The organism is Microcoleus sp. S28C3, from assembly GCF_036700785.1.
Lineage (GTDB): Bacteria > Cyanobacteriota > Cyanobacteriia > Cyanobacteriales > Microcoleaceae > Microcoleus > Microcoleus asticus.
In genome coordinates this window covers 1-23,442 of record NZ_JAUBPO010000062.1, presented here as the reverse complement: position 1 = coordinate 23,442, position 23,442 = coordinate 1, and the positions used below count along the sequence as shown (strand labels likewise).

Annotated in this window: 25 protein-coding genes; 6 read left to right on the top strand and 19 right to left on the bottom strand. The window is 44.4% G+C overall.

Annotated features, from left to right (window positions below; translation table 11 throughout):
• Positions 1–4: 4 nt before the first annotated feature.
• From QUA13_RS18825 to QUA13_RS18815, 3 genes are all read right to left on the bottom strand, one after another.
• A complete protein-coding gene (locus tag QUA13_RS18825; RefSeq protein WP_333200879.1) occupies positions 5–865 on the bottom strand; it encodes an EamA family transporter in 861 nt (286 codons plus the stop codon).
• Entirely contained in the window at positions 862–1,599 is a 738-nt protein-coding gene (locus QUA13_RS18820) for an ABC transporter ATP-binding protein (RefSeq protein ID WP_333200878.1), read from the bottom strand. The genes QUA13_RS18825 and QUA13_RS18820 overlap by 4 nt, the downstream gene beginning before the upstream one ends.
• A gap of 220 nt (positions 1,600–1,819) precedes the next feature.
• Entirely contained in the window at positions 1,820–2,632 is an 813-nt protein-coding gene (locus QUA13_RS18815; protein WP_333200876.1) for an ABC transporter ATP-binding protein, read from the bottom strand.
• Positions 2,633–2,834: 202 nt separating this feature from the next.
• On the opposite strand from QUA13_RS18815, the gene QUA13_RS18810 reads away from it, so the two are divergent.
• The gene (locus QUA13_RS18810) at positions 2,835–3,608 is read left to right on the top strand and encodes a Uma2 family endonuclease (RefSeq protein WP_333200874.1); all 774 of its coding nucleotides are present in this window, start codon (positions 2,835–2,837) and stop codon (positions 3,606–3,608) included.
• 72 nt (positions 3,609–3,680) lie between these two features.
• Complete coding sequence (locus tag QUA13_RS18805) at positions 3,681–5,549, top strand: tetratricopeptide repeat protein (protein ID WP_333200872.1); 1,869 nt, start codon at positions 3,681–3,683, stop codon at positions 5,547–5,549.
• A gap of 130 nt (positions 5,550–5,679) precedes the next feature.
• Here QUA13_RS18805 and QUA13_RS18800 read toward each other — a convergent pair whose 3' ends face one another.
• The 5 genes from QUA13_RS18800 to QUA13_RS18780 all read right to left on the bottom strand — a co-directional run bounded on the left by QUA13_RS18800 (position 5,680) and on the right by QUA13_RS18780 (position 10,691).
• Positions 5,680–8,421, bottom strand: a complete 2,742-nt coding sequence (locus QUA13_RS18800; protein ID WP_333200870.1) for an AAA-like domain-containing protein — start codon at positions 8,419–8,421, stop codon at positions 5,680–5,682.
• 60 nt (positions 8,422–8,481) lie between these two features.
• On the bottom strand, positions 8,482–9,048 hold the full coding sequence (locus tag QUA13_RS18795; RefSeq protein WP_333200910.1) for an AAA-like domain-containing protein: 567 nt from the start codon (positions 9,046–9,048) through the stop codon (positions 8,482–8,484).
• Between the two features lie 53 nt (positions 9,049–9,101).
• Positions 9,102–9,596, bottom strand: coding sequence for a hypothetical protein (locus tag QUA13_RS18790; protein WP_333200868.1), 495 nt, complete (start codon positions 9,594–9,596; stop codon positions 9,102–9,104).
• A 182-nt stretch (positions 9,597–9,778) separates the two neighbouring features.
• Positions 9,779–9,904, bottom strand: a complete 126-nt coding sequence (locus QUA13_RS18785; protein WP_333200866.1) for a hypothetical protein — start codon at positions 9,902–9,904, stop codon at positions 9,779–9,781.
• Between the two features lie 151 nt (positions 9,905–10,055).
• Positions 10,056–10,691 carry a L,D-transpeptidase gene (locus QUA13_RS18780; protein WP_333200864.1) on the bottom strand — a complete coding sequence of 212 codons (636 nt, stop codon included), beginning with the start codon at positions 10,689–10,691 and terminating at the stop codon, positions 10,056–10,058.
• Positions 10,692–11,364: 673 nt separating this feature from the next.
• On the opposite strand from QUA13_RS18780, the gene QUA13_RS18775 reads away from it, so the two are divergent.
• Together QUA13_RS18775 and QUA13_RS18770 are read left to right on the top strand one after the other, a co-directional pair.
• Positions 11,365–11,859, top strand: coding sequence for an autotransporter (locus tag QUA13_RS18775; protein ID WP_333200862.1), 495 nt, complete (start codon positions 11,365–11,367; stop codon positions 11,857–11,859).
• 307 nt (positions 11,860–12,166) lie between these two features.
• Positions 12,167–13,513, top strand: coding sequence for a sorbosone dehydrogenase family protein (locus tag QUA13_RS18770; RefSeq protein WP_333200860.1), 1,347 nt, complete (start codon positions 12,167–12,169; stop codon positions 13,511–13,513).
• A 211-nt stretch (positions 13,514–13,724) separates the two neighbouring features.
• Here the strand turns inward: QUA13_RS18770 and QUA13_RS18765 are convergent, their stop codons facing one another.
• The 4 genes from QUA13_RS18765 to QUA13_RS18750 all read right to left on the bottom strand — a co-directional run bounded on the left by QUA13_RS18765 (position 13,725) and on the right by QUA13_RS18750 (position 16,396).
• Entirely contained in the window at positions 13,725–14,291 is a 567-nt protein-coding gene (locus tag QUA13_RS18765; RefSeq protein ID WP_333200859.1) for a DUF924 family protein, read from the bottom strand.
• 144 nt (positions 14,292–14,435) lie between these two features.
• On the bottom strand, positions 14,436–14,792 hold the full coding sequence (locus tag QUA13_RS18760) for a peptidoglycan-binding domain-containing protein (protein ID WP_172192017.1): 357 nt from the start codon (positions 14,790–14,792) through the stop codon (positions 14,436–14,438).
• 125 nt (positions 14,793–14,917) lie between these two features.
• Positions 14,918–15,556, bottom strand: coding sequence for a ThiF family adenylyltransferase (locus QUA13_RS18755; RefSeq protein WP_333200857.1), 639 nt, complete (start codon positions 15,554–15,556; stop codon positions 14,918–14,920).
• Between the two features lie 12 nt (positions 15,557–15,568).
• Positions 15,569–16,396, bottom strand: coding sequence for a hypothetical protein (locus QUA13_RS18750; protein ID WP_333200856.1), 828 nt, complete (start codon positions 16,394–16,396; stop codon positions 15,569–15,571).
• Positions 16,397–16,548: 152 nt separating this feature from the next.
• Here QUA13_RS18750 and QUA13_RS18745 point away from each other — a divergent pair, with 152 nt between their 5' ends.
• Positions 16,549–16,941: a DUF4189 domain-containing protein gene (locus tag QUA13_RS18745; protein WP_172192011.1), complete on the top strand. Its 393-nt coding sequence runs from the start codon at positions 16,549–16,551 to the stop codon at positions 16,939–16,941.
• Between the two features lie 135 nt (positions 16,942–17,076).
• Here the strand turns inward: QUA13_RS18745 and QUA13_RS18740 are convergent, their stop codons facing one another.
• On the bottom strand, positions 17,077–17,424 hold the full coding sequence (locus tag QUA13_RS18740; protein WP_172192009.1) for a hypothetical protein: 348 nt from the start codon (positions 17,422–17,424) through the stop codon (positions 17,077–17,079).
• A gap of 429 nt (positions 17,425–17,853) precedes the next feature.
• On the opposite strand from QUA13_RS18740, the gene QUA13_RS18735 reads away from it, so the two are divergent.
• Positions 17,854–18,108, top strand: a complete 255-nt coding sequence (locus QUA13_RS18735; protein WP_333200853.1) for a DUF433 domain-containing protein — start codon at positions 17,854–17,856, stop codon at positions 18,106–18,108.
• A gap of 168 nt (positions 18,109–18,276) precedes the next feature.
• On the opposite strand, the gene QUA13_RS18730 is transcribed toward QUA13_RS18735, so the two are convergent.
• The 6 genes from QUA13_RS18730 to QUA13_RS18705 all read right to left on the bottom strand — a co-directional run bounded on the left by QUA13_RS18730 (position 18,277) and on the right by QUA13_RS18705 (position 23,252).
• Entirely contained in the window at positions 18,277–19,209 is a 933-nt protein-coding gene (locus QUA13_RS18730; protein ID WP_333200851.1) for a hypothetical protein, read from the bottom strand.
• Between the two features lie 220 nt (positions 19,210–19,429).
• Positions 19,430–19,660 carry a type II toxin-antitoxin system Phd/YefM family antitoxin gene (locus QUA13_RS18725; RefSeq protein ID WP_333200907.1) on the bottom strand — a complete coding sequence of 77 codons (231 nt, stop codon included), beginning with the start codon at positions 19,658–19,660 and terminating at the stop codon, positions 19,430–19,432.
• Between the two features lie 326 nt (positions 19,661–19,986).
• Positions 19,987–20,445 (bottom strand): DIP1984 family protein, encoded by a 459-nt coding sequence (locus QUA13_RS18720; RefSeq protein ID WP_333186628.1) that lies wholly within the window; start codon positions 20,443–20,445, stop codon positions 19,987–19,989.
• Positions 20,446–20,517: 72 nt separating this feature from the next.
• Positions 20,518–21,957 (bottom strand): hypothetical protein, encoded by a 1,440-nt coding sequence (locus tag QUA13_RS18715; protein WP_333200849.1) that lies wholly within the window; start codon positions 21,955–21,957, stop codon positions 20,518–20,520.
• A gap of 27 nt (positions 21,958–21,984) precedes the next feature.
• The gene (locus QUA13_RS18710) at positions 21,985–22,506 is read right to left on the bottom strand and encodes a hypothetical protein (RefSeq protein ID WP_333186633.1); all 522 of its coding nucleotides are present in this window, start codon (positions 22,504–22,506) and stop codon (positions 21,985–21,987) included.
• A gap of 53 nt (positions 22,507–22,559) precedes the next feature.
• The gene (locus QUA13_RS18705) at positions 22,560–23,252 is read right to left on the bottom strand and encodes a hypothetical protein (protein WP_333200847.1); all 693 of its coding nucleotides are present in this window, start codon (positions 23,250–23,252) and stop codon (positions 22,560–22,562) included.
• Positions 23,253–23,442 lie beyond the last annotated feature (190 nt).

Sequence of the window (23,442 nt, the reverse complement as noted above, 5' to 3'; positions counted from 1 at the left end):
CAACCTATAAACTGATAAATAAAACTCCCAAAATCATGATTCCGGCCCCTAATAATCTTTCTTTAATATCTTTTTCCTTAAAAATGAAATGACCGAACAATACACCCATTAACACGCTAGTACGCTTAATCGCGATCACTCGCACTACGAAAGTTAATGTCAAAGCTTGCATTTGAAAAATTACTCCAGTAGCATTGATAAACCCCATAGCAGCTAGCATTGGTAATTGTTTGAGAACTTGTCGCCCTGGATTTTGGGTTTTGTACAATAAAACTGGCAGTAGCAAAACACTCATTGTACCGAACAAAGAGAATACCCAAAAAATAGGGTAGGAATTTGTAACTCCTATTTTGTCACAATTTGAGGCAATACTCCATAGAAATGCGACGATTAACATCAATTTTGGCCCGGGTTCATTCAGCAGTGCTTTGAATGGAGCTAAATATCCTTTAGATTTCTCTTTTATATTTAATAAATAAGAGCCTGCTACGATTAGTAAAATGCCAATATAATCAAAAAATTTGGGATATTCACCGACCATTAACGGTGAAGTTACCAACATGAATAATGGTGTCAAAGCTACCAGCGGTAGTGTCAGGGATAAATCTGATAGTTTGATGGCTTTGATGTAGAGGAGGGCTGTGACAGCGTTGATGCTACCTCCGATTAGTAGGGCGATCCAAAATTGAGAGTTTAATGGCGGAATTCCTGTATAAAGTACCCAGGGAATCAAAAAGATGACTGAAAAAAATGAGAAAGACCAAGCGACGACATATTCGTCACTTTTTTTGAGGTTTTGTTTGCCAAAAACGTCTTTGACGGCTTCAAAGAAAGCGGTCAAGATTCCAAGAATTAACCAAGTCAACCTAAATATGCGCTCCTGACTCGCTCGTCGTTTAGCAAATCCGTTCCAATACCTGTGAGGGTAATATTACCAGCTTCTAGTACGTAACCCCGATCGGCAATTTGCAGTGCTAAACTGGCGTTTTGTTCGACTAAGAGGATTGTAACGCCTGTGGAACGGAGGTTTTGAATGATTGCGAAAATCTCTTTGACGATCGCGGGTGCTAAGCCTAAACTAGGCTCGTCTAATAATAGCAGTTTCGGGCGGCTCATCAGCGCGCGGGCGATCGCCAGCATTTGCTGTTCTCCGCCGCTGAGGGTTCCTGCTAGCTGGCGGCGTCTTTCTGCTAAGCGCGGAAATATCTCAAATTGGCGCTCTAAATCGGCTTTTACGGCCGCCGAGTCCGATCGAATATACGCCCCTAATTCTAAGTTACTCAACACCGTTTGCTGCGCCAAAACCCGCCGCCCTTCTGGACTGTGGGCGATTCCCAATTTTACAACTTCGTGAGCTTGACGGCGGGTAATATCGCGCCCGGTATAAATAATTTGTCCTTGCTTTATATTAACTATTTTGGAAATAGCCCTGAGTGTGGTACTTTTGCCCGCACCATTAGCGCCGATGAGACTGACAACCTCCCCCGCATTCACGGTTAAATTAATATTTCGCAGGGCTTGAATTCCTCCGTAATTTACACAAATATTCTTTAGTTCCAAGAGGATATTTTGCGCTACTTCGGGTGGGGTATGTTGCATTTTGTGTGACTTAATTTTTAATAAAAAACTGTTTTTTTTCCAGCAGTTTGCGAGTCAGTCATTCCGCGATTACGCCAGGTTCATAGCTGAAGTCCTATGAAGGCTGGCAGATACATTTAGGACTAACTATTATTCTTAGTCCGCGCACCCTCCGGACTTTGTGTGTGTAGACATGATTTCCAATTACGCGGCGACTCAAGATGACATAATTTCAATTTATCTAAGTTTCATCTCCCAAATAAGCCTCAATCACCGCCGGGTCATTTCTCACAACAGCAGGCTCGCCCAAGGCAATAAGCTGACCGAAATGCAAAACGGCAATCCGATCGCACAATCCCATAACTAGCGGTACATGATGCTCGATCAATATTACAGTTAAATTGAATTGTTGGCGCACTTCTCGGATAAATTCGCTTAATTTGTGCTTTTCATTGGGATTCATCCCCGCTGCCGGTTCATCTAACAAGAGTATTTGCGGTTCTAGGGCTAAAGCGCGGGCAATTTCTAAGCGCCTCTGGTCGCCGTAGGGTAAGTTTTTGGCTTGTTCGCCCGCGCGATCGCCCAATCCGACTAAATCCAACAATTCTAAGGCTTTTCGCTGGGTTTTGCGTTCCATTGCGTTAGATGCTGGCAAGCCGAAAATCCCTGCCAGCACCGATAAAACTGGATTGCCCGATCGACTGTGGATGTGTCGGGCGATCGCCACATTTTCCACAGCAGAAAGTTCCCCAAACAACCGAATATTTTGAAAAGTTCTGGCAATACCTTTATTAGCAATTTGATAAGGCTTCAATTGGGAAATATTTTCATTTTGATAAACCAGAGTGCCACTAGAGGCAGGTATCAGTCCAGTCATTACATTAAATAGAGTGGTCTTGCCAGCACCGTTCGGGCCGATCAATCCAAAAATTTCGTGTTTTTGAACTGTAAAAGATACATCGTTTACAGCAATTAAACCACCAAAGCGGCGAGTTAATCCTTGTGCTTCTAAGATGGGATTGCTTTTTGATAGAGGATTGCTGTTTAAAATCACAAAAAACTAGAGAATATCGGCAATCTAATTATGCCTCAGATTGGGATTTAAATAAATAGCCTCGCGCTCTCAAATCAATTACTCATTACCAATTACCGCTTATTAATTACCAGGCATCTAGCTGATTCAACGGAAAACCGCTATAATATTACAATTGCCGTACCGCTTCAATCTCCTCAAGCCGTCTAGCCCGGGTAATCTTATGACGATGTACGTACCGGATTCGCAACCTTCGCAAACAAAAGTCCTCCCTACGATGTATGATTTACCCAGTGAAGACCCGGAGGAACCCGGTTTGCCTGACGAATTTCACGAATTTCAACCCGAACTGCTGCGTCTAACCTGCCGCCCCGCCAACCATCCACCAGAACAAATATTTATAGCGACAGACCTCAATCTCTACTACGATTCTAACCATTTCAATTGGTACAAAAGACCTGATTGGTTTGTCGTATTGGGGGCTCCGAGATTTTATCGAGGTGACGAATTGCGCCTCAGCTACGTGATGTGGCAAGAAAATGTCAGTCCTCTGGTAGTAGTGGAACTGGTGTCACCTGGGACTGAAGATGAGGATTTAGGAATCACAGAAGAAACACCAAATAAACCGCCTACTAAATGGCGAGTTTACGAACAGATTTTGCAGATTCCTTACTACTTTGTTTTCAGTCGGTACAACAATCAACTGAGAGTATTTCGTTTGATTGGCAATCGTTACCGCGAACAAGTTTTAACCGAGCCGCGATTCTGGATACCGGAATTAGAATTAGGTATAGGTTTGTGGGAAGGTTGTTATCAAGGTTGTTCGAGGTTGTGGCTGCGTTGGTACGATGTCAGTGGCGATTGGGTTCTGACTCCAGAGGAGTTTGAAAGGCAGCGAGCAGAATTAGAAAGTCAGCGAGCAGAATTAGAAAGTCAGCGAGCAAATCGATTAGCCGATCGCCTCAGAGCAATGGGCATTAATCCAGAGGAGCTGTAAAATTAAATAGCAGCATGAAATGGTGCAAGCTGCAAGCGCTGTCCATAAAAAGTTATTAACTAAAAATAAATTATGCCAGAATCTACCTCATTGCGCGATCGCTACTTAGCCCTAATCGACAAAATTGTCGAAATGACCCTCAAAGGTCAAATTCGCTCTAAAGAACAAGTCTATCAAATGCTGGTGCAAGACATTGGCACCGGTACCGGCGAAATCTTTGAACGCTGTTTCGGCGAACGCCTTGATGCCGCAGAAAATCAACTCAGAAATGAGAAAGACGAAATCAAACAAGCAAAGGCAAATCGTACCCTCCGAGCTCTCAAAACCATCCAAGGAGAATGGGAACGCTGGCAGAAAGATAACCGGGTAGATCGCGAAATTGCATCCTCAATCCAACAAATCCTTACCGCCGAATCTAGCGGCCGCCTCCTGGCATTGTTGCAAGTAATCGATCCGAATAAAGAACATCCGTTAACTCTGGCTCAATTGCAGCAATTGGCAAAATCTCTGCACCAACAAATGCTGCAAACTGCCAATCCCGAAACCGAGCGAGATTTGCAGCAAATCACCGCCGGTATTGCCAAAGGTTTAGAATCTTGGCAGCGGTTGGAACCGGAACTCGTCGGCTGGATTTATCAGCCGCAGCAGCTAGGATTTGCCGGTAGTCCCGAACAAAATGGGCCTTGGGCTTTTTGGGCAAAAAAAGTTAATAGTCCCTTTCCCCAGGATCTTTTGAATACTATTGCGCTGGGTGAATCGGTTGTTCAATTCGCAGCCAAGCAATCGAATTTAGAGTTAGGCGGATTGGTGGAATTAGCGATTATCTTGCAGTGCTTGCAGCGGGCGTTAGCGATATGGTTTGACAAGCAAGTTTACGATTCCAAAGTGTCAACAAAAGCTTCAATTTCTACTTACATTACTTTTGCTGTAATTTGGAGTCAGCTAGCTAGTGGGTTTAATAATTCTACCAAGAGCGGGGAACAGTTGGCAAATGCTTGTTTTCAAGTAACTTTGCAAATTTTGCGCGCTTTTTCTCAGCGAGAATATTTTCCGCTTTACGGCGGAATTTTTGCTTCCTTTGATGGTAAAGCTCTGCGCCATACTTTGGATTATTTAGACGAACCGCTGCGGCGAGTTGAAGGCACTCAAGCGAAAGCTCGGATTCTGACGCTTCTTGGTTATTCGATGCAGGCGGCTGGGGCCTACGAGCGATCGATCTTGCTGCACAAGCAAGCGCTGGAAATTGCCCGTCTGGAAGGAGACAAAGCTTGCGAAGTTGCCAATCTCAATCACATCAGCCGCAACTATGTTGCTCAAAAAAATTATCAAGAAGCGATTAATTACAGCCAGCGGGCTTTAATTATGGCACGACAAACGGGAGAACGCCAAGGCGAGGCAAATGCCCTGGCTAATTTGGGTTACAGCGAAGTGTTTCAAGCGCGGCAGTTGGAGGAGGTGGAACCGGAGGTTTATGAGAGTGCGATCGGTTATTTGGAACAAGGTTTGTTGCTATCGGAAAAATTAGGAGACAGGCAAAGTCAAGCTTTTTGTTCCAGCAGTCTCGGTATCGCGAAAATTGCCCTGGAAAATGCTGAAGGTGCGATCGAATATTTGCTAAAAGGTTGGCAAGCTGCCCAATTTTCGGGCGACTTGTATTTGCAAGGTCTGAATTTGGCTTATTTGGCTCAAGCTTATTACAGAATCAACGCACTAGAACAAGCGATATTCGCTGGCAGTTTGGCGATGTATACTTTGGAGCAAATTGGGGCAGCGGAGTGGCGCCAATCGGCGGGTTTGCTGATTATTTTGCGGGGTCAAATGGGGGCAGAATCTTTTAAAGAATCTTTGGCTAGAAGTCGAGCAAACATCATTCCGGCGATCGGTGTTGACGGCTACGATTACATCCCGGAGTTGCTGGAAAAATACCAGCAATCTATCTAATATCAAAATCGCTCGGCGGTTGAAACCGCTACTATACAAACGAAGTTTGCCGACGCGGACTAAGAAATTTATTAGTCTCGTGTTGCGCGGACTTTGTATGTATAACCGCAATTTCAATCGCCGGGAATTATCACTCATTCTCCAGTTTAAAATCGAGGCCATTACTACCTTTAAATACCTTGACGAGAACTGGTTTTTGGCCTTGGCGCTCACCGTTAACAAAACTTAGTGGACTTCCTGAAGTTTCATTTGGTGTAAGATTAATAGATTGGAGGTTTTTCAATACAGCATCGCGGGAGGGTTTTTTATCCACAGGCAGAGCTTTAATTAAAGCTTGAGTCGCATCATAACTGGTTGCTGTGCGCCAGCTAACATCCCCTTCCCATCTTTTCTTAGCTTCAGCAGCAAATGTTTTTGAATTTTTTTGATCTCGAAACCAAGGTACAGCTAAAACCAAACCTTCAACAGCCTTTCCGCCTTCTAAAATCTGTGGATTGTACAAAGCATCCCCTCCGAGTAGCTGTAGCTTTTTGGTTCCAGACTGGCTTAGTTTTTCCTGGGCGCTGGCAATTTCAATTGCCACAGAAATACTCTCTGTGTCTGGCAACAATACAGAAGCATTAGCTTGATTATTAAGCATTGTTGCAACTACGCCAGAAGCATCCAGTGCAGGATATGTCAAATCAATCGGATCTCCTACAACTTCTCTATCTTCTTTTTCAAAAGAGTCTTTAAACGCCTTTGTTATGCTCCCACTATATGTACTCTTAGGGTTATTGCAAATACCAACTTTTTTGTAGTTGTTGTTTATAGCATAACTCGCTAATTTTTTAGCAGTTTCTGTGTCGTTTGGCACGGTTCTGAAAAAAACCTGACTCTCCGGTTTAGCGCTAGTGAGCGTAGTGCTAGGGAGTGTAGTGCTAGTGCTAGTGGGGGAGATTAGAGCTAGCTTACCTGTTTGATACTCACGTAGTGCAGCTTCCGTAACTTTACTGGTATTGTGTCCAATCACTCCCATAATATCTTGGTTTTCTATTAGCTTTTTAGCAACTTTTTTTGCTTGATTGGGGTCATTCCCATCCTTAGCTATTAGAATCTTCAAGAACCGATTCTGTTTTTTGTCGTTGAACTTATATTGTGCTTGTGCAACTCCTCGCAAGATTTCCTGAGCGATTTCGTCTTTAGTATCCAGAGGTACAACTACTGCAAGAGTGACTAATTCTTTCTTTTCCTTGTTTCCTGATTTCTGCTCTTTCAAGGCTTTGGCATTATTGAAATAAATTTCTATTTCTGGATCTTTACGATCGGCTTTTGTCGCTTTGTCAAAAAACCTATAAGCTTCTTCATAATTATTTTTTTTTAAAGCTTCAATACCTTTATCTCGATTGGAATTTTCAATACCCTTAAAGAGAGTCCGCTCACCTTCGCTCAATGGCTCATTCACATCTTTAATATGCCACCAAAGCCAGTAGCCAGACCGACCTATACCCACAAGCAAAAGCAATAAAATTACCCTAAAAATCCATAACTTTAACTTCCGTTTTTTTTGATATTTCCATTTTAGGCTGGCATTTATAAATTCCTCGTCTTCTGAGGTTAATGTCTTATCCTTACCCCATTCGAGTGCCTCCTTTAAATCTTTTCCAGTCAACAGTTTGGATTGGGGTCGATTATTAGTAAGCCATTCCTCTATTTTCGTCCGGTAAGGTCGTTTACTGAACATCTGATTAAATTGATCGGCTTTCACTAAAGCTATCTGCTCTTCAACCCAGCTTAGCTGATTTTTAATCCATTTATAATTAAAAATTAGTGGATAAATCAGATTGTAAACTCTTAAGTTTTTCTGCGATTTTATAACTAACCCTGATAACAGCAATTCTTGTTGTTCATAACTGTCATCAGCAGGGATTTCATCATTATATAATATTTGCTCATATAGCTTTAGTAATTGATGTACACTTTGCAGACTGGAGATAGTGTGAACAATGAAATCGGGGTCATAGCGACCGGGAACAATACGCTTGCGTATAGTCTTCAAATGCTGCGGGTTATCCTGGTATTCCCAGTTTTGGACGATCCACTGTTGCACCAACCCTCCTACTCCCGATACCCCGATACCATTTTGTACAATAAGATCGCAAAGTTTTTGGGTAAGAAAAGGTTGCCCACCTGTCCAATTTAAGACTTCTTGCAGCACCGCCTGCGGATTGCTAACTCTCCCCTCTAATCCCTGAAGCAAAGGTCTAGCTTCATCTCGATGAAAGCCCTTAAGCTCAATCGCCGTACCAATATTAAACGGAGTGATGTTTGGATCGGCGATCAAATCTGAGGGAGTGGCTACCCCTAACAGCACGAAAGTTATACGCTGGAATTCTGATTGACTAGCCCGTTGGTTGTAACAACTTCGAATCAATGCGAAAAAATCATCTAGCTTGCCCTTCAGACTATCACTGAGAACCGAGTCGATTTCATCTACAAAAATGACAATATTTTTGGAATGAGGAACCAATTTTTCTTCAATAAATTTACTCAATCGATTCACCGGCGACAGTTGACTATGAAGATTGCACCATGTCTTTGAATTAAAATCAGGGAGATTTATACCTTTTGCCAGACAATCAATAACTCCTGCGTACCATTGCTCTATCGTGATATCCGTGCCGATATTATTAAGGTCAATATTAATACAATCAAATTTTTCTGCTGGCAACCGTTGCATTGTTCTGACTTTCAAACTTGATTTGCCAGTTTGTCGCGAACTCAGGACATAACAAAACTGCCCATCTTCCAAGGCTTGATACAAGTTTTCATCTGCATCCCGCTCGACATAGGTGGGGGAATTAGGGGGCAAATTTCCTGATAATATGTACATCTATTAATCCTCCACTAACTGTGAAAATACTCTTGATACAAATCCTACCGAATCGAAACATTATTGTCCCGTTTCGGCTTCTGGAAAATCAATCACAAATCCTACATTAAACTCCCGATTGGTTCTGATATCTTGAGAATGCACAATTACCAGCCGTAGTTTCTTCCAACTATCGTTGTTCGCAGCATTATTATGCCAAAATACCAGCAATCTAACAAAGTCGTTTGCGATCGCTTGATGTTCAAGAATCCATTCCACGTTATACAAGACCAAAACAAGGGCAGTTGGGATTTTCGGTAACAGGTATGTTTCAAAGTAGTTACTACAGTTGTTGCTCGGTGTTACTCCCTCCCAAGACTCAGGTAGTGTATTTTTTAGCTTAAGTTTCCTGGTAATTTTGGTGCAGAACCACTGCCATAACTGATCTGAGTTGGTTAAAGCAGCGTTTGCCCACTGAAAGTTCACGCCAACTGCTTCATAGTCTTTCGGAGTGTGCTCCTTGATAATTTCATTGGCTATTAAATAGATTGTGTCCCTGTGTCTGGAAGTTTTTACGCATATTAATGCCCCTGGTTGCTCAATCGCCTGATAAAGTTGTGAGCGTACAACTGATGCTTCTGGGGAAATTAATTGAGGACTACCCGGCTCAATTTCTGGTAGTGTGCGTGGAACTGGTGAGTCTAGTGGTACTGTTTTTTTTTTAAGAGTTTTTTAATTCCCTCAAATACGCTTGTCAACGATATTTCTGTACCAAGTTCCATCTCACAAGACAGAATCCCAGGTATAAGAGGCAGAGCAGCTATCAGCTTAGCTGCGGCAGGTGTATGCTGTTCATTTAGCGTGTCGAGAATCTCCTGCAACTTCCGCATCAAGTCATCGGGATAGTTGGCACTGGATTTGTTCACAATTTGTTCAACTTTCGGCACAACCTCAATGATGGCATTACTCGCATCCACTTCTGCCAATTCACAAGTGTATGCTTCTTGCACCAGCAGTCCCCAATACTCAGTCTGAGAATCGCGTATAGTTTCTCTAATCTTCCGAATGCGACATTCAATATCATACTGTTCCGCAACGCCTGCTGCGAAGTCAAGCCTCTCTTGGAACTTAGCGAGTTTTTGATAATTAGTTTTTATGCGTTTTTCTAAATCAGCTAACCTTTGCTTTAAGTCCATGCGAGCCTAACTCCTGTTAAATTAACGATATATGGTAGTCAGCTTCACCATTACTACAAGCAATAGCTGCTGATACCTATTTTTTTGTTACCTTAATCTTTTAGTATTATCATTGAGTCGCACAACCGATCCGGAGGGTAAAGAAATCTTTAGCCAATTCTGTGCTGACATTGGTGCGGTATTCAAAATGCGGTACCAACGGGGAAAATGCCCGATCGCTTTTCAACTATCCAACCAGCCGCCAAGGTGCGATCTAATATTTGGTCAAATCCGGGTTCGTTACTCGATCCCTCGGCGGTTGAAACCACACCCCTTGATCCCTCGGCGGTTGAAACCGCTACTATACAAACGAAGTCCGCCTACGCGGACTGAAGAATTTCTCAGTCCGCGTAGGCGGACTTTGTATGTGTAGCCGCGATTTGAATCGCCGGGAATTGATGTTTTTATACTTGCTAATAACTAATGCTCAACTATCACCGGTGTACCAACTGCGACTTTCTCAAATAAAGCCTGTGCGTCTTTATCAAACATTCTGACGCAGCCGTGAGAAGCCGCCCCCCCGATCGACTCTGGATTCGGAGTACCGTGAAAACCAATCACATTTTTGCCATCCGTCCAAAACCCCATCCACCTACTCCCTAATGGGTTGTCCGGCCCAGCAGGAATAAGTTCTCCTGTCCAAGGATTTTGCCAAACTGGATCTTTGATCATTTGGATAACTTTAAAATTGCCTGTAGGAGTTTCCCAGCCGCCTTTTCCGACAGCAACCGGAAAACTGGCTTGCACCTTATCTTGTCGGTAAAGATAGACGCGGCGTTCTCGCAATTTCAGCACTAAACGCACTTCTTCAATTGGAGTTACCGGAGGTTTGGGTTCCTGTGGAATATGCCGAAATGGTTCTCCCAATGGCGGCAATTCTGGTGCTCCGAGATTCGGCAATTTGCGATCGGACTTGACCGACTCCGCTGCGATCGCACTATGACTTGAATTAGGCATCAGTTCGGCAGTCGCCTGCTGCTGTAGGGCGACCGACAGCGCCGCTGCACTCAAGCTCAGCACAATTAGCTGGTTAAATAAAAATTTGCTGTTCACCATTTTTTTGTTCGCTACACTCCTCACCAGCAGTTCCTACAAAGTTCCTATGTAATTATCCGCAAACTGCACCCGCTCACTAAAGTTTTGAGATGGCTTTTTCACTGCCAATGCTACGCATTTTTTAGCTTATATTCCACAACTGATAACTTGTAACTCAATACAAAGCTTAGACAATAATACCAAAAAAACTGGGTTTATATAAGGGGATCAGTGCAGATCTGTGAGAGATTTTCGTGAAAAAACCCGGTTTATGCGTAAATTATGCAAGAAAATGATTAAATTTTGCCTCCGACTAATTTGATTGTTTAGCAATGGCCGGCTGCAGATCGAGAATTGAAACTATGGGGGTGCTGCATCCAGCAAGCACAATCTGTCTTTTGGGAGATTTGCCCGCCCAGCAGTAACAGTTAGGTTGGCTTAAAACAACTGCAACGCTCGATCGAACAAACTCAATATATCACGCCAACACTCTAGAGTTGCGAACCGCTGAACTTGTTGTAAACCGGGAACTTATAATGTATAATTTAGTCTTTTAATACTTGTTCGATAATCTTTTTTTGAGATTGTCATAAATTTCCTACTCTGGGGATTAAACTAGATAAGGTCTAGAGGTTGGGACTTTCGCGCAGCGGAAGCAAACCCGACCCTCAATAGCAGTTAATGTGAGGTTTCAATGCGTCTTCAGAAAATCAAATTATTGACAGGTGCAACCCTGTCCGTGCTAATTTCGGCCGTTTCCGTGCATCCTGCGATGGCTAACCCTGCAACTGAAATAGCCCAAACGCAGACCACCACAACAGCAAACACTCGAACCATTATCGGTTTTGTCAAAAGTATTGTCGGCGACGTAGTAACAATTCGCGAAGAAAACGCGCCGTACAGGACTCTCAGGATTCAAAGATGCGTCCTGAGAATTATTGGCCTCGTACCGGGAATGAAAGTCAGAGCCACCGTAGCCGGATCTCAGATACAAAATATCGCGGTGATCCCCGATTATGACGTGGTAGCCACAACGGTGGTTCGTCCCCCAACCCCAGCACCGGCACCGCGTCCGACCCCAGCACCGGTACCGCGTCCGGCTCCAATTCCGCGTCCGGCTCCGGCTCCGATTCCGGCTCCCCGTCCGATTCCGGCTCCGGCTCCGGCTCCTGTGAGAGGACTTTGGTAGAGCTAGGTTATACCATTTTCGATTTTCGATTTTCGATTAGAGAATTGCGAATGACCAAAAGCAATTCGCAAGCCACCGGATTTATCAGTGGGTCGTTTTCTTCAATCTAAAATCTAAAATCTAAAATCTAAAATCTAAAATCTATTGACTGATGAAGCTCAAGGTTTGGATCGCGGGCCTACAGTTGCATTCTTTTTTGCAACTGGTATGAGTAAGCAAAATTAAGCCACCGCGTGCGCGGTGGCTTCGCTGTTTAATAACAGTTAGAATAATAGAATTGTCCAGCAATTGTTGAGAAATAGCTGCTATGTATTACCTGCGTTTCTTGCTGCTAATTCTGCTGCTGCCGCTGATTGCGTGCGATCGGGCTACAGATGCGATCGCCCCTCCTGTTGGTGGCAACGGCCCCCTGTCGCAAATTCCCTCCCGTGCACCGCTGACAAAGGTTGGGACAAGTCAAATTGTACCGACCAAACCGCTTTCGCCACAGCCAATCCGCATTGTTGCAACTTCTTTGCCGCAGCCTTTCGCCAGCGAAAGCGCCTCGAAATCCCCTCAAGTAGTACCGATTCCCGCATCGCCAGTGCTGCGAGTGCCTCCTGGCTTTGTCGTCAACGTTTTTGCTGACAATTTAGACGCTCCCCGATGGCTGGCTTTGACGCCCACAGGCGATGTTTTGGTAACAGAAACCCGGCAGAATCGGATTACGCTGCTGCGGGATGGCAACGGCGACGGCGTTGCTGAGGTTCGCAAAACTTTTGCAAGTACCCAAAACGGGTTAAATATTCCCTTTGGCATGGCTTTTGCAGATCGCTATTTTTTCCTCGGAAATACCGATGAAGTCCGCCGATTTCCCTACACAAAAGGGCAGGAACAATTGACAGGTAGCGGTCAAAAAATTGCCGATTTACCGGGCGGCGGCTATAACCAACACTGGACGCGGAATGTTGTCGTTTCCCCAGATAATAGCAAGCTTTTCGTATCAGTTGGATCGCAGTCTAATGCAAATGTCGAACCGCTGCCGAGGGCGTCTGTTCAAGTGATGAATTTGGACGGCAAGAACCCGCAAATTTTTGCTTCCGGTTTGCGAAATCCGGTGGGATTGGATTTTCACCCAAAAACCAATCAACTCTACGCGACAATCAACGAACGCGACGGTTTGGGAGATGATTTGGTGCCGGATTACTTGACAAGAATTCGTCAAGGCGAATTTTACGGCTGGCCTTACGCTTATTTTAAGCCGAATTTGCTCGACCCGCGCCACGTCCGAAACGGTACGAGCGAGCGACCTGATTTAGCGGCTAAAACATTAATGCCGGACGTGCTGTTTCAGGCGCATTCGGCGGCTTTGGGGCTTCAGTTTTACGACGGCAAAACGTTTCCCAAAAGATTCCTGAACGGGGCGTTTGTGGCGTTTCGCGGCAGTTGGAATCGGAACTCTGGAACTGGTTATAAAATTGTGTTTGTACCTTTTAATGCGGCGAACGGACGCCCTCAAGGTTATTATGAGGATTTTCTGACTGGTTTTCTGACAGATCCGTCGGGCCCGAAAACTTGGGGACGGCCTGTTGGTTTGCTGGTTTTACCTGACGGGAGTTTGCTGTTTACTGAGGAAGCGAACAACCGGATTTACCGGGTGCAGTATCGGGGGTGAGGATTGGGCGGTAGATAAATTCTTCACCCTCGTATACTTTTTGTTGAATCAAGAATTTATCTTCTTTTCTAATTTCACTATTCAATTTGAGATGCGTTGGGTTGCAGCGAATTTGGTAGAGAGATTGTCTGCTGTTGGTTCTGATTGCGGCTTAAAACTGCCTCTACAAGCCTCGAATATATCAGAACGAGCGAGGTTTTGCGATCGCGCTTTAAAATCCCGAACCGGGTTGTCTAAGAAACTCTGCTTCTTCCGGGGTTGTTTCGCGTCCGAGAATTTGATTTCGGTGGGGAAATCTCCCAAAACGCTCGATTATTTTCAAATGCTGCAACGCGTATTCAATGAGTGAATCGCTGTCGGGTTCGCCGCTGAGTTGGCGAAATAGTTCCACAGATTTTTGCTGGTTTTCTAAGTTTTCGCTGTGTTGAAAAGGGAGATAAATAAACAATTTTTGTACAGTCAGCAATTCGCGATCGAAGTTGTGATTAACAGCGTATTCGGCGGTGGCTAAAGCTTTGCTGTCTGTGGCGAAGGCTTGAGGTGTGGCGCGAAACATATTGCGCGGAAATTGATCGAGCAGTAGAATTAATGCTAGGCAGTTTTCGGGGGAATCTTGCCATGAGTCGAGTTGACCGGAGGCAGCTAGTTCGTATTGCTGCAAAAAGCGCGATCGCACTTCGGCATCAAAATCCGCATCTTTTTCAAACCATTTCTTGTGGACTTTGCCAAACTCAGGAGAGTGCGATGGACCAAACCAAAAATCTAAAACTTCATTCATTAGCAATCTAGATATGCGATTGATTGTTGATTAAAGCTTCTGTGTCTGTAGTTGCACAAAATGCGCTATCTGTCCAACTACAAACCGCAGCGATTAATGATTAGCAATGATGACTTAGGAACCTTTGTTGTCCGGTGCTTCAAGTTACGAACTAGCAAACAGTCTGTCCCAAGTTTTGCCTCCCACAACTCCGTCTACAGGAATATGAGCTTGCCGCTGAAATCTTTTCACTGCATTTTCGGTTGTCGGACCGAAAACGCCATCAATTACGATCGGGTGTGGGGACAAGCCCCGCGCGTTCAACAACTTTTGCAGTTTCTTCACATCGTGCCCTTTCGAGCCGCATTTTAAAATCCTTTTATGGTGTCTCACCTCTGGTCTATGGCAATCATTAGTGTGGCAAACTGCGTCGCCCGCTGCATAGTTGGCTCCATTTGCGCCAGTCAAAACTAATAGACCGAGAATTGCTAGTACAAAATAAAAAGTCTGCGATCCTGCCATACTTTCCCTGTTAAATTTTCAAGCGTTTTTTGCAAGTTTGACGATTGTTTGAGAGTGAGAAACCGGGTTTCTGGGATGGACATATCCAATCTCGACCGGGTTTCTGGCAACAGTCAACCGACATTCTACAATATAAGTGGCTTAACGGCAAAATCTCCGATCGTGCAAGTTAAATTTTGTTGCTCTTGGGTAGCAGCAAAGGTAACAATTACTTCGCAGGCAACTGCAACTGTCAGCATTACCAAGTTTCTAGCCAGCGGGTAATCGCAAACGTCATCATTCGCCGCTGAAGGAACCCGATAGTGCTGGTTCCAAATTATTTCGGAGTAATCCGCAGCTAATCCGACGTGCACGCAGGGAATCGACACACTCGCACAGTAATCCTTGACTGCTTGTCGGCCGATACTGTTATCAAAAGTATCGATGACTGTGGCGCTGTTAACCAGCAGCCGATCGGCATTTGCAGGCGTCAATTCTTTTGAGTGAACGTCAATGCTGACTCCCAAAGCACGGTAGAGGTTGTTGGCGAGAATTTTGGCTTTGAATGCGCCGATGTCCGATCGATAATAGGGTTGAGTGGAAAGGTTGCGTTCCTCGATGCGATCGCGATCGATGACTTTTAACTGACAAAAGCCCGATCGCGCCAGACTTTCTGTTATATTCGCACCCAAAGCGCCCGCGCCGCACACCGTTACCGGGAAATTTTTTACCAGCGACATCACTGCGGCACTTCTGTAAAGTTGTTCGTGAAAAAATATACTCATGGTAATCAAGAATTATCGATTTTCGACGACTCCAACCAATGAATGCAAGTCGAAGTCTTTGTCCAATCCGCTGAGACAAATGCCCGCACTCATAACTGTCAAGTCATTTTTGGCGATCGCAGAAGTGTGGTGTTCTCCACTCCCGCTAGTCCATTCAACCAGCCAATAATTTTCGCGATCGAAAAAATCCCGCAATTCACCGCCGCCCATTTTCAACGCCCGCTGCAAGCGCTTTTCTTCCCGCACTTTCGGATCGAAATCTTTAATATTTTGGGACACCAATCCGTAAACAGTTCGCATTTCTGGCGTCATCCCTTTAAAGCGAACATCTTGAGGCAAAATCAACTTTTTCAAAGCTGCTTTCAATTCCTCAGACGGCAGCGGAGCGGCGCGCCTGTCAATCTCTTCAAACCACAAACAATGACCGTCCCACCGCGCAACAATCGGCTCAAACTGCGAACCTTCAGTTACTAAATGAACTGGTACGGGTTTCGCAACACCAGTGCGCTGTTTAGCATCAGATTCGTTAACAGGATAAGCCAGCCAAGTTTGCCCTTGCAGCACGCAAGCCAACTGCAAGCGAACGGGTACGAGCAGTTGCAAATACTCTGCCACTTGCGGCAAACTCGGCTCCTCAATCACCGCAGCAATTTTCTCATTAATTGGTTCAAAAATAGCCCATCCTTCAAAGTTTCGCGGCTGCGGTTGAAAAGTATAAATCATTGAGCTAACCCTTATCCGCACGCTTCCCCCGCGCACGCAGGGAGCTAGGAATTGGGTATCGAGTAGCTGCCCTTCTTTAGCCGCGAGTTGGCTGAGGATTTTGCGGATATCTGCCACTGAATTGACCTCCGTAATCTTACTTTTTTTTACAGAACACACTTTTAATTTAACTAATATAAATATTTGTAAAGAGTGTTGACAGGAATGAATATCCTAATCTAATATTGAGCGAACCTCCAAATTTAACCTTGTAGATTTCTCAAGTAAATATGCTGCAAAAGCTCTTTTCTAAGTTGGTTGTAGTGACAGCTTTGACACTTCCTCTTTTTGGCTCAGTCCAGGTAGCTAAAGCTCAGGACACCTATGGAGCTACTGCTTATTCTCCGACTTCTGACGCCACTGGTATTAGTTGGGATCATGCTACAGAGAAAGAAGCGCTAAACGCAGCAGTAGCCGTCTGCAATGAACAAAGCGAAGGTGCTAACGACTGCGAACCGCTGACATCTAATAGCAATAATTGTGGAGCGATCGCAGTAGGCAAAGGAGGAGCAGGTGCGGGCTGGGGCGACGATAAAGCAGCAGCAGAAGCTCAAGCTCTCGCCGGTTGCAGCGAACTAGATGGCGGCAACTGTAAAGTCCAACTTTCAGCTTGCAACAACTAATTAAATTGATAAAAATTGAGCCGAGCGGTGTATATTTTCGTTCGTAAAACCGCTTAAAAAATAGGAAATGTAGGGTGCGCATTGCGCACCTTACCAAATACAACTCCGCTAAAAGTTGGGTGCGCATTGCGCGCCTTACAGTGAATCTCCTACTTCGGAAGTAACTGCATCAGGTGGCAGCAAACTTTCTAATCTATCTTTAGACCAGTATTCAGTAGGGTAAGCGAGTGCAATAATATCAGAGACTCGAATCAGCCACGTAACTTGTCCGTAAGCATCGATATTTTCCGCCTGTTCGTGAGGGGGAACTATTACCAAAAGTTCCGCAAACTCCCCGAACAGATTAATCGGGATGCCGCCGAAACTGCTATTATTTGTTTTAATCCAAACTTTGCTGCCTCGATCGAGAGCTTCTTGCAGTCGCTGGCAGAGCAAACTGGGTTTTTTGACCTGGGATTTTTTGGCTTTCGACTTTTTTCCCATAGTTTTAAGAAGTTAAAGTAGTTGTATTGTGGGCTACACCGTGGGTTACACAGTGGGTTGAGATTTAGTACGATCCTCTTCGAGGGCTTCGCTAACGCGGTTTGGTATTTAAACGGACAAAAGGAAAAAGGGCGATCGCCCCGTCGCTACCCCATCACTCTACTCTATAAGAAAGTGCTGTAGTGCGATCGTAATAACAATTTAATCGCAAAACCGCGAAATGACACCAGTTCAAAAAAAATGTGACTCTAGCCAAACTCCAAACCCTTAACTCATCAGTGATTCCCAATCTAAAATCCAAAATCTAAAATCTAAAATGGTATGACCTGCGGTGGCACTGTTACAAAGTCAGTCAACGAGGTCAGTGTTTTTACTGTACCCAAATGCAGTATAATCGGCGGAATCTTCCCCAATCGTTTAAGTAAAACAATGGACTGGCGAAAGCTCATTCATCCAAACCCGAAAGCTTCAACAAGTCAACCAGCAGCGCCAGAAACTCGATTGTCTGTAGAATTCTTGCTGGGCCTCTTTGCTGCGGGATGGACGGAACAGCAGGTGTTAGAAAAATATCCTGCACTCACTTCGGAAAAGTTGCGCGCGGCTTTGGCTGCTGCGGATTCCCAGTTAGTGTCATCCATCGCTAATCCAGAATTACAAGAAATTATTGCTCAAAGTAGAGAATAATTTAAAAAAGGTAAAAAGTTGTCGCTTGAGGATATTGAGGGAGATGTTTGGTAGTAAAGATTGATATTAAATCTCAACTTCCCCTTAAATTTTCTCTAACTCTTTCTCGAAACTCCAACACCGCCTCAAGGGGATCTAGTTGCTCCACATAAGATAACTTTCGCTTGCTTATTGGTTTGGCCGAACATACAACTCTAATTTGAGGATGCGAGAGTAGATTTGCCTAATAATATCCTCAATCTCGTTGCTTTTTTGAGCCAAATCTGCATCAAAAGCACCTTCATGCAAAATTTTGCTCCGAATGTCATAAGCTTCTTCAACCGTAGAAACTGCATCTTTATTTTCAGGAAAATGTTCCTTGACAAGGCGCCTAATCGCTCGAGAAACTGATTCCTGCTTTAGGCCATTAATCCGACCTATGAGTGACGATTTAATATCGTCGGGAATAGAGGTAGTTTTTAATTGATCGACAAAACTCTTCACTAACTCTTTAAGTTCTGCGTTCTCATAAGCTTCTTGCTGGGCGAGTGGTTCAAGGGAAGAGACCAGTCCAACAAATCGAGCACGCTCAGTAGTTTCGAGTCTGGCAGATGCAAACAGCTCCATTGATACTAAGAGTTTTTCATCAACATCAATAATATTAGCTGAAAATATCTCCTTGACAAGCTGCACCATTCTGCTGCTGTTCATAACCACGGTGAAACTTGCCGTTACCATACATCCACTTCCGCTCTCTTTGGTACGATCGTATACCATACAAGGTCGTGGAGTATGATAATCAAGGCGAAGTGGATGCTTCCTTGATACGGCTGCCCATAGCAGAGCCAATGAGAGCTTTAATCCCTTCTGTTCAGCTTCACCCGCAGTCGCAAATCCTTCCACGTATACATCTAGTTTTTGCGGCTTTTCACTCCCCAACTGGCTCACATCTTGTGATGGTAATATACGGACAATAGACTTATCATCAACTAAAAGGCACGCTTCACCCTGAAAGGGTAATTCATATCCTTTATCCAAGATGATTCCAACCTTTGCTGCGTAGGGGTGACGGTTTGGACTTTCATAAATTATTTGTCTGGGTTCAGGTTTCTTTTTGCTCATTAGGTGTTTGCCAAAATGATAGAGCATTTAAATATTGAGCGCTAGCTGACAGGGTGACAACCCCGTCAGGTCTATGATACCCTAAAAATAAGTAAGGTGCGCAGTGCGCACCCTACAATTTACTTATTATCCCTCTAAATCTTTGATTAATATTGAAGTCAACAACTGCTCCTCCCAAGTTTAGAGTATAGTGGAAGATTGTGATTCGGTCATCAATGGTTTAACTGGCGATCGCTACCTCATTTTCAGTATCATCCTCTTCATTAATGCCAAATTTTTTGCAAATTTCATCGAGTGTCTGAGGTTGAATGACTCTTGCTTTAGCTCTTTTTAATGCTGTAAACAAACGAGTTGCATTGGCAGGCGACCTCAGCAAATAAAGCGTTTCTAGCAAACTTTCTAATTCTGCCTCAGAAATCAAAACCGCATTTTTGCCGTTCGGTCTAGTAATAACTATTACCTCCCCAGTTTCAACAGCGCGATCGCACAGATTTTTAAATTTGCTTCAGCTTCAGTGTATGTAATCTTAGTTGACATCATACTGGAATTCCCAATATTTTTTGCAATTGAGCAAGAAACCCCTAACCCACCCTCACCAATATCAATAGACCTGCACGCGGTAGTAACTTTAACAATGCCCTGTACCCTTGTAACAATACTGGGCTTAATTTGTGAGGTTTTAGCATGACCCCTCATGCCAGCTTAAAAGGCTGGTGCCAACTTAACCCAATTGGCAGGGTTTTGTGCTCGCTTCTATTGGTTTGGCTACCAACTTGCTCAATCAATAAGTTCAGTATTCCAGTTTGCTTGCTGTATTTTAGTATCTAACTCCCGATACTGTCTAGACATTCGATCCATTTGCGTTTGCAGTTCACCAACGTCGATCGTACTGAAAAATTTGACTTCCGATCGAGTATAGCGGTCTTGCCTCAAAGCGCTTGCGTCAACTACATAATTGTAGATGCCGCGCTTGAGGGCGAGAACATCTCTCTTGGCTAAAGCATCCGATAAAGTCACTCCCTCTTCCAGAGTTGTCAGCGAATTAGTCTTGTTAATTTTTTTAATTAAGTCTTCCAGTTCTTGCACCCCAGCATCTATTTCGCTCATCAGTGCTTGGGGATTTTCCGGAGGTTCTTCTCCTTCCTGTACTTTAGCACTTCTTGTCAATCTGGATCGCAGTTGTTCCATTCTTTTTTGACAGTCAGCTCTTAAAATTAAAGCTTCAGCTAGTTTCATAGTGTCTTGTCCTTCAGCTCCGTGCCAATTTTAGCATATAATAAGTAAGGTGCGCAGTGCGCACCCTACAATTTACTTATCATCCCTCACAGGCAGCGACGTGTCCAGAATTTCCATCAACAATTCCAAGCGCGAAGGACGACTCAACATCGGCACTAAATTCGGCAAGGAGTAATAATCACCCGCAAACGTAAAGGTTTCCACCGATACTTGTTTGTCCTTCAATTGCTTCTGGACATATTCGCACCAAGAACCAACTCGCACAATCACAACATCAGGAATTACCCCCAAACTGCGACAGTAATTCTGATAAGCATCCGCGAAGTAAGGTGAAGAGTTTTCGCCTTCATCTGTTACCATAATGAATTGCTCGACAACCTGCTTTTTAATTCGCATTGCTTCCACCGCGCAACCGCAACTTGTGCCGCCGCCAGCGCGAATGTGCTTGAAAGCGCGTTCCCAGTCTGTCAATTCGCTGCCGTTTGCTTGCACTGGATACGGCATCGTGTCAAAGGCATAAACGAACAGTGCAGCGTCGGAAATGCCGGAAATCAAAGCAGCGAGACGCTTCCCGACTTCGATCGCACTTTCCATTGAACCCGACTTGTCAATCAACAAACCAGTTGCTTTCGCAATCTTGCCGCGTTTCTTCACCTGTTCGTTTGTCACCGCTTCCAGCTTCGCCGCCGTTGCTGCGTCCAAGTTCGCGCCCGCACCCGCAACACTCGCTTTGTAAGCAGAAACCCGATCGCACTTTGCCGCTTCATCCAACTTCGAGTCAATCAACTGCTTGACTTCCGGGTGATCCATCGCGCCGCGCGACTGAATCGATTTCAAATTGTTGATGACTTCCTGCGGCGACATCGAGTTAATCAGCGCGGCCAAAACCGTTGGCGTTAGCTGTTTGATCGCACCAACTGCGATCGTATACGGAATCTTGTACTCAACAATCAAATTCGCCTGTTCCGCAGGTGTCGCCGCCTTTGCTAACTGCTTCAAAACGAATGCCAGAGAGTCTTCCGGCGGATTGTCTTTAAACAGAATAGCATTAGCGCGATCGCTCGGCTTGACGTGCAGCGTTGCGTACAAATGCTTCATCGCCTTGCGGTTGCGGATGGCGGCGCGATCGAAAAACTGCGAATTCTTTTCCCGCGATTTCAGATAGCGAGTAACAGCAGTGCGCGCGCTGCGAGGCACCTTATTCTGGTGCCGCTTCATAAAGTCCACAATCCGCGAAACCTCGTAGGGAGGAAACTCTTGCAGCATCATAAAACCGGCATCTCGGTGTTCCGTCAGCGCCGAAGTTAGCAAGTTTCCGGCAAAAACTTCCTTGTGATCGCGCACGTCGCCGTGACGTTGATACCACACTGCTAAATGACCGTAAAATATTGGGTCTAATTCGATAATTAACTTGTGAATTTCTGCTACTTTTTCTAATAGACGGTGAGGAGTGGTGAGCAGACTGTTGAGCATTTCCAAACGTAAATCGCGCTCGGCTGCATTCATATTCATTGTACAATCTCCCATTTTGATTGTTAACTAATATTTTGTGCTTATCGCCTCATTCCGCGATGGATTGAAATCCCTGGCTGTTTCGGATTCGAGAGGCTTCAAATCGGGTTCAACCCAGCTATTTCTGGCTTCCCAGGACATCAGGCGATCGCGGGTGTAATAGCGAAATGGTAAAGTGCGTGAAGCGGAGCTATCCCGTAGGGAATCGGCATATTTTGCAATCAAACCGTTAGCCAGATGTACGATCGAGCGATTGTGACTTTCATCGGCGAGATATCGGCCAACATTTCGCACCCAAAATAGCGTTACCGTTTCGTGATACCCGCTGTTTTGTGTGGTTTCAATTCCTTGAACCGAGTTGTAACGTTTAATGCCATTGCGAATCGCATTGATTGCTTCTTGCTCGGAGTCATAAAACAGATACCACAGAGCAACGGTTAAATGCGCTTCGTGAGTCCATTGACTTCGCGGCAAGCTGCATTCTTGGAAAGCATGAATTAGACTGTCTATCTCCTTGGGCGATCGGTAAATTATAGTTGTAGTTTTCATAATTTAATTCTCCTTCCTCACCACTTTCACATCTTTCGTTTGCAGTCAGGACTTCAGTCCTTAGTTTTAGCTATTTGTTCCATAATTAACTTAATTTGTTTTTTGTTGCACTGACGTTTGCTCGCAACGTACTTCTCCCGGTTCACAGAAGATTTATTTGTGTTTATTGCCAAGGGTTCAATATCTGCTAGCTCGAACGCATACCACAAATCATCTATTTTGCGATAATGATGATAAGCATCTACGAATACAAAATCATCTGGCTTTTTTTTAGGTACTTTCGGAATTCTCTTAGCTAAACAAAGAATTCCAGTCTCAGGATGGATATAAAGTTGCTTGTACCAATAACCAAGAGGAAGATCTGTACCATGAAATCCACGTTTTTTTCGATAAGGAACCCCATCAATTAACACAGCATTCCGTTCCACATAGCCCCATACGTGAGAGACAATATGTTGACCGGATAAAGTAGTGATATCGAGAATTTGACACAGTTTGCTGTAAACATCATCCCAATACTGACCTACATGAGATTGCAGCCATTGGTACAGCGGGCCCAGACAATCGGAAAACCATTTTGTCTTGTTTCTAGGCTTAATTAAGTAGGGGCTAAGCAGTCCATCTGTAGTAGCTTCTTCAGTTAGTTTTACCAGAGATGTTTTTTGCCCTTTTACCTTTCTTGAGCTGATCCTCAACCCTCCACGAGGCCGCTCAATGACATTTTCAGCTAAGCGATGTTCGCTCATAAGTCAACTTTGCCTAAGATACTAAATCAGCGTTAAAAATTCATTGCATACTCGGTTTAAACCGATCAATAGTCAAACAAAATCCCTCTCTAACAGAATAAGAAAGGAGATATTAGACCTCTTGCGAAATTCTCAGGCGATCGCTAATTTATCTTCAAAGAAAGTTCATAATTATAAATACCAGCAATCA

What these genes read in the sequence shown, in the direction of transcription:
- QUA13_RS18820 (WP_333200878.1), bottom strand. Translation starts at nt 1,599, where the DNA reads ATGCAACATACCCCACCCGAAGTAGCGCAAAATATCCTCTTGGAACTA.
- QUA13_RS18810 (WP_333200874.1), top strand. Translation starts at nt 2,835, where the DNA reads ATGACGATGTACGTACCGGATTCGCAACCTTCGCAAACAAAAGTCCTC.
- QUA13_RS18805 (WP_333200872.1), top strand. Translation starts at nt 3,681, where the DNA reads ATGCCAGAATCTACCTCATTGCGCGATCGCTACTTAGCCCTAATCGAC.
- QUA13_RS18800 (WP_333200870.1), bottom strand. Translation starts at nt 8,421, where the DNA reads ATGTACATATTATCAGGAAATTTGCCCCCTAATTCCCCCACCTATGTC.
- QUA13_RS18790 (WP_333200868.1), bottom strand. Translation starts at nt 9,596, where the DNA reads ATGGACTTAAAGCAAAGGTTAGCTGATTTAGAAAAACGCATAAAAACT.
- QUA13_RS18780 (WP_333200864.1), bottom strand. Translation starts at nt 10,691, where the DNA reads ATGGTGAACAGCAAATTTTTATTTAACCAGCTAATTGTGCTGAGCTTG.
- QUA13_RS18775 (WP_333200862.1), top strand. Translation starts at nt 11,365, where the DNA reads ATGCGTCTTCAGAAAATCAAATTATTGACAGGTGCAACCCTGTCCGTG.
- QUA13_RS18770 (WP_333200860.1), top strand. Translation starts at nt 12,167, where the DNA reads ATGTATTACCTGCGTTTCTTGCTGCTAATTCTGCTGCTGCCGCTGATT.
- QUA13_RS18765 (WP_333200859.1), bottom strand. Translation starts at nt 14,291, where the DNA reads ATGAATGAAGTTTTAGATTTTTGGTTTGGTCCATCGCACTCTCCTGAG.
- QUA13_RS18760 (WP_172192017.1), bottom strand. Translation starts at nt 14,792, where the DNA reads ATGGCAGGATCGCAGACTTTTTATTTTGTACTAGCAATTCTCGGTCTA.
- QUA13_RS18755 (WP_333200857.1), bottom strand. Translation starts at nt 15,556, where the DNA reads ATGAGTATATTTTTTCACGAACAACTTTACAGAAGTGCCGCAGTGATG.
- QUA13_RS18745 (WP_172192011.1), top strand. Translation starts at nt 16,549, where the DNA reads ATGCTGCAAAAGCTCTTTTCTAAGTTGGTTGTAGTGACAGCTTTGACA.
- QUA13_RS18740 (WP_172192009.1), bottom strand. Translation starts at nt 17,424, where the DNA reads ATGGGAAAAAAGTCGAAAGCCAAAAAATCCCAGGTCAAAAAACCCAGT.
- QUA13_RS18735 (WP_333200853.1), top strand. Translation starts at nt 17,854, where the DNA reads ATGGACTGGCGAAAGCTCATTCATCCAAACCCGAAAGCTTCAACAAGT.
- QUA13_RS18730 (WP_333200851.1), bottom strand. Translation starts at nt 19,209, where the DNA reads ATGAGCAAAAAGAAACCTGAACCCAGACAAATAATTTATGAAAGTCCA.
- QUA13_RS18720 (WP_333186628.1), bottom strand. Translation starts at nt 20,445, where the DNA reads ATGAAACTAGCTGAAGCTTTAATTTTAAGAGCTGACTGTCAAAAAAGA.
- QUA13_RS18715 (WP_333200849.1), bottom strand. Translation starts at nt 21,957, where the DNA reads ATGAATATGAATGCAGCCGAGCGCGATTTACGTTTGGAAATGCTCAAC.
- QUA13_RS18710 (WP_333186633.1), bottom strand. Translation starts at nt 22,506, where the DNA reads ATGAAAACTACAACTATAATTTACCGATCGCCCAAGGAGATAGACAGT.
- QUA13_RS18705 (WP_333200847.1), bottom strand. Translation starts at nt 23,252, where the DNA reads ATGAGCGAACATCGCTTAGCTGAAAATGTCATTGAGCGGCCTCGTGGA.